The sequence below is a fragment of the Lachnotalea glycerini genome (genome assembly GCF_003201285.1).
Lineage (GTDB): Bacteria > Bacillota > Clostridia > Lachnospirales > Lachnospiraceae > Lachnotalea > Lachnotalea glycerini.
In genome coordinates this window covers 188,474-201,527 of record NZ_QICS01000004.1, presented here as the reverse complement: position 1 = coordinate 201,527, position 13,054 = coordinate 188,474, and the positions used below count along the sequence as shown (strand labels likewise).

Sequence of the window (13,054 nt, the reverse complement as noted above, 5' to 3'; positions counted from 1 at the left end):
ACCTTGACAACAGTATGTCATAGTTATAAAATTAAAGAAATTTATTTATCTTTTTAAGGAGAATGCTAATGAAAATTGATCGATTGATTTCCCTCATCATGGTGCTTTTAAACTGCGAAAAAATGAGTGCTACAAAGCTAGCAGAACTGTTCGAGGTAACACCTCGTACCATCTATCGTGACGTGGAAGTTATTGAAAAAGCCGGTATTCCCATTTTCACTACAACAGGTGTAGATGGAGGTATCGGGATTCTACCGGAATATAAAGTGGACAAAAGTCTGTTTACCACCTCCGACATACAAACCCTTTTAATGGGACTAGGCAGCATTTCCACTGTTTTATCACAAAAGGGGTTGATTGGCACACTAGAAAAGGTGAAAAATCTGCTACCTGAAAAACATACAGTTATGGCAAATCAAATTATGGTGGACTTATCTACATGGATGAGCAATAAATCATTGCTCGTTTCTATTGAGCTGATTAAACAAGCACTTGATGAAAGCAGACTTCTAAAATTTGCATATTATAACAAAATGGGTGCCGCAAGTACGAGACAAATAGAACCTTATCAGCTTGTTTTAAAGGAGTATCATTGGTATCTTCATGGCTACTGTCTACAGAAACAGGATTTCCGTATATTCAAGCTAACACGCATGTCGAATCTTATTTTAGAGAAGCAGACCTTTATTTTACGAGATTTTTCACCTAAACCCATGGATGGTAGTGGCTGGATTGACAAGAAACTAATTCCTATTCAGCTTTTGATTGATCATTCTCTCTATGAAAGAATGATGGAGTTGTGCGGCGAAGAACATATCAAGCCTTATGCTGACAACAGGTTTATTGCAGACTTCCTGTTTGCTCCAGATGATTATGGCTACAATCTTTTGCTCGGTTTTGGTGACAAATGTGAATGTATTGCACCACTTGAAGTTAGAACCGAGCTGATAAAAAGAATTGAAAAGCTGGCAAGTCGTTATAAATGATGACATTCCTTTTTCACTACATCCCCTGCGCCTGCCAAATATAAAGTGAAGCAGTCAGGGTAAATTGTATTTATGGTTTATATGAAAACAGAGGCATTAAGATTTTTTATCTCAACGCCTCTGAATTTTCTTATTTGAAATTGTGTTACTTGAATGACCAAAAATTTATAGAAGTTTTTCTGCTGCTTCTACAGTTTGCTGCATCAGCATCGAGATAGTAACAGGGCCAACACCACCTGGAACAGGAGTATAGGCGCTACTCTTAGGAACACAGTTTCCCATATCTATATCGCCAACATTGCCCTTGTTGTAGCCAGCATCCATCAGCACAGCACCTTCTTTTATCCAATCAGCTTGAACAAATAACGGCTTTCCTACTGCAGCGACCACAATATCAGCACGACGAACCACTTCTGATAAATTAACTGTTTTTGAGTGTGCAATTGTAACCGTAGCATTTTCATTAAGCAACAGCGCCGCAATAGGCTTACCCAATATAGCACTGCGACCGATAATCACAGCCTCTTTACCTTCAATTTGAATACCATAATGTTTTAAAAGCGAAAGAATAGCCAATGGAGTCGCACTCTTAAATGCAGGTAACCCCATCGCCATCTGTCCAAAACTAGAAGTATTTACACCATCCACATCCTTTTCTAGAGATATAGCATTGAAACATGCCTGTTCGTCAATCTGCTTTGGTACAGGATGCTGCAACAATATACCGCAAACATCAGGTTTTTTATTCAATTCCTCTATTTTCTCAAGTAACTCCTCTGTGGTTGTATCACCCCTCATCTCTACCTTTAATGATATCATTCCAACTCTAGTACAAGCATTACCCTTCATCCGTACATAGGTTACACTGGCAGGATTATCACCGACTAATATCGTAGCAAGTACCGGAGTTTTACCACATCTTTCCTTAATAGTCTCAACGCGTTTTTTCAGTTCCAAACGTTTCTAATCCATTTATCCAAAAATTCCATCTGCTGGCTGGTGTGAAACCAATGCTCTCCACCGTCCATTACCGTCAAGTCCGCTTTACTTCTCTTTGCAAATTCAGTCATGATATCGATGGATGTAAGATGATCTGCACTTCCGTATAAAATATCTGTTTTCACCTGCCATCGAACCTTTCTTTCCCTCACATAAGACAGATATTCCCATGATAGTGTTTCGCCAAATGTAGTTTCGATGCTCCTCTTCATCTGCAGCTCTTCCTCTGTAACATTTGCCCAGCACATCATATCCCGAATCAGTTTTTCCATATCGACAATCGGTGAAATGAAGTATGCCCTACTGATATCCACATCAATTCCTGCATTCATAGAGAAAAAAGCGCCAATACTATTTGCAATAAGGATGATACTTTCGTGTTTTTTCTTAAGTGCAGCGATTTCCTCTTTTATTTCCTCGCATGTTTCCCACGGTGTAAATGTATGATAATCTAAACCATAAACATCACATTCCGGAAATAAAGGTTTATAGTGTTCGGCTTCCTTTGCATTTCCACCCTTTCCGTGAATATATAAGACTGCTGCTCTCTTATCTGCTATTCTGCTTATCTCCCATTCTTCCTTTGTTAGATAAGTGTAATGTTCTGTTCTTACATCTCCCATCAATTTGCATGGTTTATTTTTTTCTGTATGGTGATATGTAAACCCACATTTCTCCTGACAACGCTTAGACTTTTCATTGCCATCGTAGTAACCACACCACATTGCTTTGCAGCCTAAATCTTCAAAGGCGTGTCTCTGCATTTCACGTACAGCCTCCGGAATATATCCACATCCCCAGAAAGGAACACCAATCCAATATCCTATCTCTATTTCATCCTCAGTGGCAGTTGTGTGAGACTGCATTGGCGGTATCAGGCCAATGCTCCCTATTGCTATATTATCTTCCTTTAAACACACTGCATATGTTTCTGGAGCTGACAGGACATTTTTTATAATTTCAAGACTATTCTCTACTCTTGTATGAGCAGGCCATCCAGCAATTGGTCCAACAGCAGGAACCTTTGCATATTCATATAAACTCTCAGCATCTGATTTCTTCCACGGACGCAGTATTAATCTTTCAGTTTTTAATTCCATTGCTTATTTTCTCCTTAATCAGTTGATTTTTTATAAGATTCGTAATTGATTTGAAAACATCAGGTGTCATTGGTATAATTCTGCTCCACATTCGAACACCCTGATATGCATACAAAATAACATTTACCAATTCATCTGCATTGACATTGCAAAACTCACCACGTTCAACCCCATATTTAATAAGTGCTGTCCATTTCTTTTCGCCAATTTTATTAAAATGTTGCATTAGGTTTGAATCTACACTACCGGAATATTCGTACATCGCAAGGCTTAACGAATCTTCCGGATGCTTCATCTCATTTTCCATAAGCGCAAGCGCGCGATTCATGATCTCTATAGCAGGAATACTTTTTTTCATCTCCTCATAAAAATTCATTTCATCTTTTTGATTTAGCTTTTCAAGTATTACCTCAAAGATTTCTCTTGTGCTGGAAAAATGGCTGTATATACCTCCTCGACTCATATTTGTTGCATCACATATATCTTTCATCGTGATCTTGTTGAATCCATTTTTCGCAAAAAGCGTATATGATATATCTATAATCAATTCTCTTGTTTTTTCTTTTTTTTCAGTCATCATTCAACCTCCCTTCATTTTCGACACTCGTGTCTATTTCAATTATAGACATACCTGTCGCTTTTGTCAATGCCCATAAAACAAAAAGCACTCGGCAATCTATTTTTAGATCACAAAGTGCCTCGGCACCTTAAATGCAAGTAAACTTTACATTATTTATATCTCAATCTCTATTTCAACCCCAGCTTTGAACTCCACAACAAATTTCTCATCAAAAACCCCTCCTTTCCTTTTGAGACATGTCTTTCGACTGATATATTTCTTCTCGCTTTACTACTATAAGAATCATTAATTTAATATTGACTTGACAAAAGCGTATAGCAACCATATACTATTGATATGGATAAAATTAAAAACAACAAACATAAAATTGCATATGAATCTTTAGATTTGGCGTTTGCTTTAATGGAACTAGATAAAAAGACACGTTACTATGGAACGGATGTGCCAATTTTTCACTCTGAAATACATGTAATAAAAGCAGTAGCTGAGCACCCATACATTCATGTGGGCGGCCTGGCGGATATTCTAGGAGTAACAAAAGGAGCTGCTTCCGAAATCCTCAAAAAGCTGGAGAGAAAGGCTCTGGTTAAAAAGGAAGTTGATGAGTTGAATTTATCTAGATATTCACTGAGTCTAACAGAAAAAGGGGAAAAAGCTCATAAAAATCATATGCACTACCATGATATTTTAAACGCTATGGTGGAAGATGAACTAGAGAATGCGTCTGAAGAGGAACTGGAGTTTATGTTAAACTTCTTTTCATCCATGATAAGCAGGATTGAAAAATTCGATGAAAATATAGTTAAATAAAAATTTCGCGCGAGTGTATGGTAGCCATACACATTTTTTACACAAATAAGTTAGGAGGAACTAACATGGAAAAGAAAAAGATTGAACATCATATTTATGAGAATAGCGAGGCTAGTGAACGGCGATATCTACAAAAACTTAAAGCTGACCAGAGTATGCTTCAAGCATTTTGGGGTGCTTTTTCCCAATGTTACCGGGGTCCATTTTATCCATATAGTTATCCATTTGGTTATCCGATGTTTCCGCAAACAGATTTGCTGGTCAATCAATCGGATGATAACATAAATAAGGATTGCTTAAAGAGCAAAAAAACCAAATAATTGCGCCAAATTGTATGGTAACCATATGCATTTTACTAAAGTTTAAAATGGAGGGCTTGTAGTGCAACAAAATAGATGCCGTTATTCTGAGAAAAAGCTTAGTCCTTCAAGGGAGGAATATTTAAAAGCTATATATAAGCTGTCTGAAAGGACTCAATTAGTACGTTCAATTGACATTGCTGAATATTTAGGGGTTTCAAAGCCTAGTGTTCATAACGCTGTGACTAGATTGCGGGAAGAAGGGATGGTCATCAAGCCCTTGGGCGGTGAAATTCAGCTTACTGCGGAGGGACGCAAAAAAGGAGAAATCATTACAGCTAAGTTTCGGATTATAAGGCAATTTTTAAATTCGTGTTGTAATGTTAGTGAACCGACAGCAAGTGCAGATGCTTGTAAAATGGAGCATATACTCAGTGATGAGTCTATATTAGCTCTAAAAAAATATTTGGATTTAGAACACGGAGATGACTTTACTTCAGCTCAGATATCAATAACAACGAAAAATAAGTTTTCCTAGTAAGTATAAAAGAAAAACGCTGCAAACCCGTATCGGCTGCAACGTTTCTTATTCCATATTCTGTTGTGCTTGGGACATTCATTTGTCCTCTGTTTCGACTTCCTTAACCTCTTTTGCTGTGGCGGTAACTATCCTCAATCCCTTATCGCTTATATCATCAAGCAGGCTTTCAAGCTGTCTGCGCTGCGTAGATTTGTCCGTTTCATTATTTGGAAAAAAGAACTGGTCTACTGACACATCTAAAATTTCACGCTTCATTATTATTTCACCCTATTACATCTTACCGTTCACCTTTATGCTTTGGATATGATTACACATATCATATACATGACTTAATTAAATCTAATTATTATACTTAGCGTAAAATTCTATTCTAGTCATTGCAAAGAAATAAAAATGGTGATAAAATATAGTTAACTCACTCATATATTAACTATGTCACATAAATAAAAGCGAGGAAAAAGAATGTCTGATAATTATATTCATGTATCAGGTGCAAGGGAACGAAATCTAAAAAACATAAACGTTCTGATACCCAAAAAAGAAATTACGGTTTTTACAGGTGTTTCCGGTTCAGGAAAATCATCTTTGGTATTTGATACAATAGCGGCAGAATCGCAAAGACAATTAAATGAAACCTACACCAGCTTTATCCGTCACCGTATGCCACATTACGGAAAACCCGATGTGGACACCATTGAAAATTTGTCCGTAGCCTTTATTATCAATCAAAAACGATTAGGCGGTAATGCTCGTTCAACAGTTGGGACAATTACAGATATTTATTCTGTATTACGTTTATTGTTTTCCAGAATTGGAGAGCCATTTGTAGGTTATTCAGACGTTTTTTCATTCAACAATCCGGCTGGAATGTGTGAATATTGCGAGGGCTTGGGCAAAATTGAAACCATTGATATTGAAAGGCTGTTAGATAAAAATAAATCCTTAAATGAGGGGGCTATCCGTTTTCCAACTTTTGAACCCGGCGGTTGGCGATTAACCCGCTATATTCATTCAGGCTTTTTTGATAATGACATAACAATTAAGGACTATTCTGCCGAAGAACTGGAGCTGTTACTCTACGCTGATGGAATTAAGATTAAAAATCCAACACCCGAATGGCATAAAACCTCCTTGTATGAGGGTTTGATTCCACGCATTGAACGGAGTTTTCTTAAAAAAGAAGATGGCGAAAAGGTTAGATATGGAAAAGAAATTGAGCGGTTTGTTGTAAAACAAGATTGCCCCCACTGTCATGGAACACGCTTGAATGATAAGGTATTATCTTGTAAAGTGAACGGTAAAAATATTGCGGAATGTGCAGATATGCAAATAAATGAGCTTTTGGATTTTGTTCAATCTATTCATGTTCCCGTAGCCATTACAATTGTTTCGGAACTTGTGAATCGGATTCAGCACATGGTATCTATAGGACTGGGATATTTGAGTTTAAGCAGAGAAACATCTACACTTTCAGGCGGGGAGTCTCAAAGAATTAAAATGGTTAGCCAGCTTGGCAGTAGCTTGACCGACCTTACTTACATTTTTGACGAACCAAGTATAGGGCTTCACCCTCATGACATAAGCAAAATTAATGAGCTTATGAGGTTATTGCGTGATAAAGGAAATACTGTTCTAATCGTAGAGCATGACCCTGACATGATAAAAATTGCAGACCATATTATTGATATGGGACCGGGTGCTGGAATCCACGGAGGGGAAGTTGTATATCAAGGAAATTTAGATGGGCTGAAAACAGCGGGTACTCTCACGGGAAGATACTTATCCTACTTCCCCAAGCTAAAATCTGATATTCGTGCCCCAAAAGGCTGGCTTTCTATTCAAAATGCAACCATGCATAATTTGAAGAACCTTTCGGTTGATATACCAAGAGGAGTAATGACTGTTGTAACCGGAGTTGCCGGTTCAGGAAAAAGTACGCTTATTAATGGGGTATTGCCACGGTTATATCCAGAAACTGTTTTTATTGACCAGAAAGGAATTCAAGCGTCAAAACGTTCCAACATTGCGACCTTTACAGGTATCTTTGACATGATCAGAAAATTATTTGCGAAAAGGAACGGTGTAAGCGCTTCCTTATTCAGTTTCAATTCACAAGGTGCTTGCCCTGCCTGCAAAGGTCTAGGAGTTACTTATACCGATTTGGCGTTTATGGATACCATCGTTACGGTATGTGAGGAATGTCACGGAAACCGTTATACGGACGAAGTGCTTGCCTATCAGCTAAAAGGAAAAAGTATTGCCGATGTTCTTAAAATGACAGTTACGGAAGCCTTAGAATTTTTTCAGGAAAAAGAAATCGTAACGGTACTAAAACGGCTTTCAGACGTGGGTATCACTTATGTTTCTTTAGGACAACCATTAAGCACGCTTTCAGGTGGTGAATTGCAGCGAATTAAACTTGCTTCCGAACTTGAAAACGGTGGTCAGATTTATGTTTTGGACGAACCGTCAACAGGTTTGCATATGGCTGATATAAAACAGTTGATTCGTGTTATGAATCGCCTTGTAGAACGAAATTCCACTCTGATTGTTATAGAACACAATTTGGATATTATTTGTCAAGCAGATTGGATTATTGACATAGGTCCCTATGCAGGACAGAATGGTGGTAAGATTATGTTTACAGGATTACAGAAAGATTTAATCAACTGTCCAGATTCTTTAACTGGAAAGCACCTGAAAAAGTATATTAATGAAAAATAGGAGGTTGACTTAATGGCTATAAAAGAATTAGAGGAACGTTATGTTCCCTTTCAATGCATGATTGTATCAGATTCAAATCGGTTCAATGTTGAGGGTGTTTCAACGGCACAATACTATATACTCGACACATTGAATAAGCAGGGAGCAAAAACCACAAAAGAACTTGCTGAAATGAAAGGTATCTCACAATCAGGAATTTCAAAATTAACAAAGCGTTTGCTGGAAAAAAAGTATATTATTCAGGAAAGACAGATAAACGACCGCCGCTCTTACAATATTGTTCTTACCAAAGAGGGGAAAGCTTTTTTAAATCGTGTTGAGGATTTTGGAAATGAAATTATGAACCTAATTGAAGAAGCATTAACAGAGGAAGAAGTACATGCTTTTTCAATGATGTGCAAAAGGATTACGAACTTATACGCAGAAAAGCAATAGACATACTTAGTCGAATACAAGAAATTTTCTGCCCTACGGTAAATAAAAACCAGTAAGACAGATTTTTTGTTTTGCAATTGCATAAAGTAACCAGACGGCGGTTTTGAGTAAAATCAAAGCCGCCGTTTTTCTTAAAAAATTGAATTACGGAGGGTGTGTTAAAGTCGCCCATTTTTTAGGACACGACGGTATTAGGATTAATTGGAGGTCAACTACTATGAATCGGAGTGGAAAAAAATGTGTACTTTACCCTCGTGTAAGTACCGAAATGCAGGTGGATGGGTTCAACTTGGACGGGCAAAAAAATAGCTTAAAGCGTTTTGTAATCAGAGAAGAAATGGAGATCGTAGACGTTTACGAAGATGCTGGTAAATCCGGCAAATCCATAGACGGCAGACCCGCTTTTAAACAAATGCTATGTGATATTGAAAATGGGTTAGAAATTGACTACATCTTAGTCTATAAGCTCTCCCGATTTGGAAGAAACGCAATTCTACCAAGAATCAATTATCGGAAATCACTACTGAATTAAAGAATATTTCAAAATCAGAATCCGCTAATTCTCACTTTGATGATAAATTAGATAAGCTTATAAGTCTTATTCAAGATTATATAGATAACTTAGAAAAATAATTTTTCCGAATACTACGACTACCAGCATCTTAATTATCAATCAATATTTCATCTCCGAATCTCTATTCTATTTTTAAAATTATTTCAAGTTCATTCAATATTTTTATTATGAAACGGCATCTCTGCCGTTTCATAATCTATCTAAATCTGTATTTTCCTTTTCCTTGTCCAACAACCGTCTCCAGTAACCCTGCTTTATCCATTTTAGCCAATAAATTACTTGCACTTGTTGGCGATATTTCAAGCAGTTTGGCAACTTCTTTTCTACTGAAAACTGTCTGAATGCCAAAACTCAAAAATACTTCTTTCGCCTTTTCCTTTGTTGGCAAATTAACTTTCATTTCCGTAAGTGCTGTCTCAATAAATTCAATGTTAACTTTTTGACCCTCAAAATCAACTTTTTTGCTATGAAAATCAACTTTTTCATCACCAAAATCAACTTTTTCCACTGGAACATTATAGTTAAGATTATATAGCGTTACCCAGAACGAAGAATTATCGGAATAAAACTTAGGTTCCAGAGCTTCTTTATAATTGACTTCTTTTCGATAATCACCCTTTATCTTCTTGAAACCGCTTCCTCTTCGCTCCATGTAGTTCATCCGATTAAAGATGTCTGCAATAATGGGATTTCTTCTTCTTGAAGGAACTCTGTCCGTATCAAGATTTTGTACCTGTGAACCGTCATACATTCCACCGGGCGAATATATTTCAAGTCTGTCATCATACATATCGATATGAACTTCACTTCCCAAGTCTAAATAATCACGATGAATTAACGCATTCACAATACATTCAAGAATTGCTCGCTCCGGATAGTCTGGCATTTCTAATCTGCCATTGGCCGTTTTCTTCCATCTTTTCTTAGAGTTATTTTTTACAAATTCTTCTCCACTTTGAAGTAATGTTACAAGACTTCCACTGAACTCTTTATCATCAATAGCTTCCATAACACCTGATGCTTTATCAAGCCCATACCATCTTGTACAAAATAATCTAGAATGTCTTACGGGTGAATCGTCAGCTAGTAAAGCACCTGCATTAGTTAACATTCCATTCACATCCGTCAAACCAAAAGATGTGAAGTCCGATTCTTCCAATTCCTGTCCAGCTCTTTTTCTATATACAGATCGTAATTTTGTAAAAGCAAAATTTTCATATTTGTACTGTGAAGTAAGACTATCATAAGTCTTGTTGCTTCCATGAAGTACTAAATGTTTTAGGTCAATGGTTCCTGCTGGAATACTTTGATTACCAACCCTTATAAACGCAGTTCTGTTTCCTTCTCCTATGTAGTAATAAGGAGTCTCAATTCCTGATGGAACTCTTAAAATCACAAATTCATTTCCTGCTTCTTCGTGAATTTCCATAATTACTTGTGGTATTGGATCCATTTTTGTTTTGATGATCTCACTTATTTTTTCAGACACATCTTTTGAATCTGAAAGTCCAACAGGCTCTTCGTTATCTGTGACCCCAAATATTAATGCTCCACCGATACCATTAGCAAAAGCACTTACACTTTTCAACCAACTCTTGGGTCTTCTTTCTTCTAATGTTTCTTTTTTATCATATTCTGTTGCTTCACCAATTAAATCTGATATTTTCAAGATTTCACCTCCCACTCCTAAATTCAATTATATTACTATTCTTGTCATTTACTCTATCATTTATAATACCGATCCTATTCATATCAACTTCTAAAAATTCCACTGGATACCCATAGTCTTCAAACCCTATTGGAGAACAGATATCCCTGTTCAAAAATCTGCAATGAAATTCTTGATATAAATGCTCTGGATCTATTGGTTCTGGTAAGTAATATAAATAATCAATTGCTTTATTCATTCCACCAACCGGTTTTCTTCCATGTGTCTTAGTGAAGACCGGCTCATCTGCCAAACTGAAATATGCATCAATCTGCTCTTTTGTATAACCTTCACTCAAAAATCCGGCTGTTACTGCTTCTTCAAAACGTTTCTGTAGTAACTTCCAGTCAGCAGCTTTCATACCAACCATTAATACCAAAAATCTATTATTTGCATTTACTGCTGCAAGTGCATTCTTTCCTTGAAAACGAATAATATGCAACTCCCAACAGAAAAATAGATCAGCTGGCTTACCATAGGATGGTGATTTTAATTTAAGATGCTTTTGTAGAGAGATTGTAAGTCCTAGTTGCATATAATTCACCTTCCTAAATTCAATTACATTATTATTCTTATCCTGTTCATTATCCTTTATAATACCTACTACTCTACAGCAAACATTATTAGAACGACTCTAAACCCTTAGTTTTCTACCTTTCTTCAAATAATTCCTCATATAACACTGCATATTCTGCCATAGTTTCTTTCCTACTTAAACTCGAATATTTGCTTTCAACCTTATTGTCTTCTGCTGACAATTATACTGACTACTTACCGATAATGGATACCCATCGTTTTGAATGTATTTCATCACCAGCTCTTGTAACTGTGAAATTTCCTTCATGAAAATTGTTTCCGACATATTATCTTTTAGGTAATCTAACTTTATATATAATTCACAAGTACTTTCCACTCTGCTTCCTGTCATTTCAAAGTAATTATAACGACTCGTACTGCATGACACCTGAATAATCACTATGATCCTTTATTATATTTTCATCTGTCACATTAAAATAATCGTAATTAATCTGACCATCTTTTGAGTTACATACATCCCAGGTAGAATCCAAATGACATGCTTGTCCTTTTATATTGACAATATTCCATGCGTGAGGTTCATATTTTCTATGTAATGCTGCATTACCAATCTCATCTTCCGTATACCCTTTGTTTGCCAAACATATACTATCTAAATAATTCTGTATTCCAGAATGTATTTCTTTGTATGCTTGCTTTTCTTTTGCATTAAGACTTTTATAATAATAATAGTCGTGAATCACTACCTCACACCACCTCACATAAACAATCCTTGTACCCTTTTCTTTACGCAATATTCTCTGCAACAAAGATTACCCCACTTTATAACCATGAATCATTAACTTTCTCGAAGTGATCATTATATGCTTTCTATCTTCTCAGTTATTTACATAAAGAAATTATTGCTTGCATTCTATTGTTCTAAGGCTATAGGGCTTCTTCATAATAACCAATCATAACTGTAATATCATCACCGCATCCCAGTGCACTTGTTTCACTTAACCATTCTTTTATATAACGCGCTATCGTCTTGCAACCATGTGCTTTTATTAGATCATAATAATCCCGACATGTTTTATAGAATTCATCCTGACTCGTGAAGCTATTTGACATTCCATCTGAAGATAGCATATACATATATGGCACTTTTTCCCCCTCGTCTTTATTTAAAACTACAGTAATGGCAGACTTCCATGAATCCTGCTTTGATAATGAATGTGTTTCTGTACCAAGTATTTTATCGCCCTCAATAACTGATTTCACCCCATCAACATCCACATACATAATATCTCCATCACCCAGTTGGAATGCGAAAAGAAATGTACGGGTAATCATTACACCTAACAATGTGCTTCCGTACTGTTTATAAATTGCTCCTTTATCAATTTTCCCTTGCTTGTCAAGAACAATTTCTCTTTTATTGTTACGGTGTTGTATATAAACACGTTTCTTCCACTCGGTATCTATAACCTGTGCGACCTTGGTATCGCCTTCTCTATTTAAATAAGTCATTAATGCATTCATATTATCTTCATAATGACAGCAGAAATCTGTCATAACTTTACAAAACACATTAACAGCAATTTCAGATCCAGTTTTGCTGTATGGACACGAATTGCTCCCATGACCATCTGCTACAGAAATAATAGCAATATCCTTTCCGAAGTCAACTTTCTTATAGCTATCCTGACATTCTTTATCTGCTCTTATATGAGAAGCTCCCTGTACGCTTTCACCGAAAATAATTCGATTCATAGGCAC

13 protein-coding genes and 3 pseudogenes are annotated in these 13,054 nt (G+C 36.4%); 7 read left to right on the top strand and 9 right to left on the bottom strand.

Translation table 11 applies throughout. The features are described 5' to 3' along the window. Window positions 1–68 precede the first annotated feature (68 nt). On the top strand, window positions 69–986 hold the full coding sequence (locus C8E03_RS10605; RefSeq protein ID WP_110291031.1) for a helix-turn-helix transcriptional regulator: 918 nt from the start codon (window positions 69–71) through the stop codon (window positions 984–986). Window positions 987–1,151: 165 nt separating this feature from the next. Here the strand turns inward: C8E03_RS10605 and C8E03_RS10600 are convergent, their stop codons facing one another. The 3 genes and pseudogenes from C8E03_RS10600 to C8E03_RS10590 all read right to left on the bottom strand — a co-directional run bounded on the left by C8E03_RS10600 (window position 1,152) and on the right by C8E03_RS10590 (window position 3,665). Then, window positions 1,152–1,943: a bifunctional 5,10-methylenetetrahydrofolate dehydrogenase/5,10-methenyltetrahydrofolate cyclohydrolase gene (locus C8E03_RS10600; RefSeq protein ID WP_110291030.1), complete on the bottom strand. Its 792-nt coding sequence runs from the start codon at window positions 1,941–1,943 to the stop codon at window positions 1,152–1,154. A gap of 602 nt (window positions 1,944–2,545) precedes the next feature. Further along, window positions 2,546–3,085, bottom strand: a pseudogene (locus C8E03_RS22825) (GNAT family N-acetyltransferase); the annotation flags it as partial. Next, a complete protein-coding gene (locus C8E03_RS10590; RefSeq protein ID WP_110291028.1) occupies window positions 3,069–3,665 on the bottom strand; it encodes a TetR/AcrR family transcriptional regulator in 597 nt (198 codons plus the stop codon). The pseudogene C8E03_RS22825 and the gene C8E03_RS10590, both read right to left, overlap by 17 nt. 336 nt (window positions 3,666–4,001) lie before the next feature. On the opposite strand from C8E03_RS10590, the gene C8E03_RS10585 reads away from it, so the two are divergent. The 3 genes from C8E03_RS10585 to C8E03_RS10575 all read left to right on the top strand — a co-directional run bounded on the left by C8E03_RS10585 (window position 4,002) and on the right by C8E03_RS10575 (window position 5,312). Next, a complete protein-coding gene (locus tag C8E03_RS10585; RefSeq protein ID WP_110291027.1) occupies window positions 4,002–4,475 on the top strand; it encodes a MarR family winged helix-turn-helix transcriptional regulator in 474 nt (157 codons plus the stop codon). A gap of 65 nt (window positions 4,476–4,540) precedes the next feature. Beyond that, on the top strand, window positions 4,541–4,795 hold the full coding sequence (locus C8E03_RS10580) for a hypothetical protein (RefSeq protein WP_110291026.1): 255 nt from the start codon (window positions 4,541–4,543) through the stop codon (window positions 4,793–4,795). Between the two features lie 61 nt (window positions 4,796–4,856). Continuing rightward, a complete protein-coding gene (locus C8E03_RS10575; RefSeq protein ID WP_094378544.1) occupies window positions 4,857–5,312 on the top strand; it encodes a metal-dependent transcriptional regulator in 456 nt (151 codons plus the stop codon). Window positions 5,313–5,390: 78 nt separating this feature from the next. Here the strand turns inward: C8E03_RS10575 and C8E03_RS10570 are convergent. Next, window positions 5,391–5,549 (bottom strand): annotated as a pseudogene (locus C8E03_RS10570) (transcriptional regulator); the annotation flags it as partial. A 228-nt stretch (window positions 5,550–5,777) separates the two neighbouring features. Between C8E03_RS10570 and C8E03_RS10565 the strand changes: the two are divergent. The 3 genes and pseudogenes from C8E03_RS10565 to C8E03_RS10555 form a co-directional block, all read left to right on the top strand. After that, window positions 5,778–8,039, top strand: a complete 2,262-nt coding sequence (locus tag C8E03_RS10565) for an ATP-binding cassette domain-containing protein (protein WP_110291025.1) — start codon at window positions 5,778–5,780, stop codon at window positions 8,037–8,039. A 12-nt stretch (window positions 8,040–8,051) separates the two neighbouring features. Next, on the top strand, window positions 8,052–8,474 hold the full coding sequence (locus C8E03_RS10560; protein ID WP_094378548.1) for a MarR family winged helix-turn-helix transcriptional regulator: 423 nt from the start codon (window positions 8,052–8,054) through the stop codon (window positions 8,472–8,474). A gap of 217 nt (window positions 8,475–8,691) precedes the next feature. Continuing rightward, window positions 8,692–8,964 (top strand): annotated as a pseudogene (locus C8E03_RS10555) (recombinase family protein); the annotation flags it as partial. Between the two features lie 280 nt (window positions 8,965–9,244). On the opposite strand, the gene C8E03_RS10550 reads toward C8E03_RS10555, so the two are convergent. The 5 genes from C8E03_RS10550 to C8E03_RS10530 all read right to left on the bottom strand — a co-directional run bounded on the left by C8E03_RS10550 (window position 9,245) and on the right by C8E03_RS10530 (window position 13,048). Then, entirely contained in the window at window positions 9,245–10,717 is a 1,473-nt protein-coding gene (locus C8E03_RS10550) for an ATP-binding protein (RefSeq protein ID WP_110291024.1), read from the bottom strand. A 4-nt stretch (window positions 10,718–10,721) separates the two neighbouring features. Continuing rightward, on the bottom strand, window positions 10,722–11,291 hold the full coding sequence (locus tag C8E03_RS10545; protein ID WP_110291023.1) for a DUF6933 domain-containing protein: 570 nt from the start codon (window positions 11,289–11,291) through the stop codon (window positions 10,722–10,724). 177 nt (window positions 11,292–11,468) lie between these two features. Continuing rightward, on the bottom strand, window positions 11,469–11,669 hold the full coding sequence (locus tag C8E03_RS10540) for a hypothetical protein (RefSeq protein ID WP_094378554.1): 201 nt from the start codon (window positions 11,667–11,669) through the stop codon (window positions 11,469–11,471). 25 nt (window positions 11,670–11,694) lie between these two features. Further along, a complete protein-coding gene (locus C8E03_RS10535) occupies window positions 11,695–12,102 on the bottom strand; it encodes a hypothetical protein (RefSeq protein WP_110291022.1) in 408 nt (135 codons plus the stop codon). Window positions 12,103–12,220: 118 nt separating this feature from the next. Further along, window positions 12,221–13,048 (bottom strand): protein phosphatase 2C domain-containing protein, encoded by an 828-nt coding sequence (locus C8E03_RS10530; protein ID WP_170122973.1) that lies wholly within the window; start codon window positions 13,046–13,048, stop codon window positions 12,221–12,223. Window positions 13,049–13,054: the final 6 nt, after the last annotated feature.

Coding starts and splice junctions, on each gene's coding strand:
- C8E03_RS10605 (WP_110291031.1), top strand. CDS start 69: ATGAAAATTGATCGATTGATTTCCCTCATCATGGTGCTTTTAAACTGC.
- C8E03_RS10590 (WP_110291028.1), bottom strand. CDS start 3,665: ATGATGACTGAAAAAAAAGAAAAAACAAGAGAATTGATTATAGATATA.
- C8E03_RS10585 (WP_110291027.1), top strand. CDS start 4,002: ATGGATAAAATTAAAAACAACAAACATAAAATTGCATATGAATCTTTA.
- C8E03_RS10580 (WP_110291026.1), top strand. CDS start 4,541: ATGGAAAAGAAAAAGATTGAACATCATATTTATGAGAATAGCGAGGCT.
- C8E03_RS10565 (WP_110291025.1), top strand. CDS start 5,778: ATGTCTGATAATTATATTCATGTATCAGGTGCAAGGGAACGAAATCTA.
- C8E03_RS10560 (WP_094378548.1), top strand. CDS start 8,052: ATGGCTATAAAAGAATTAGAGGAACGTTATGTTCCCTTTCAATGCATG.
- C8E03_RS10545 (WP_110291023.1), bottom strand. CDS start 11,291: ATGCAACTAGGACTTACAATCTCTCTACAAAAGCATCTTAAATTAAAA.
- C8E03_RS10530 (WP_170122973.1), bottom strand. CDS start 13,048: ATGAATCGAATTATTTTCGGTGAAAGCGTACAGGGAGCTTCTCATATA.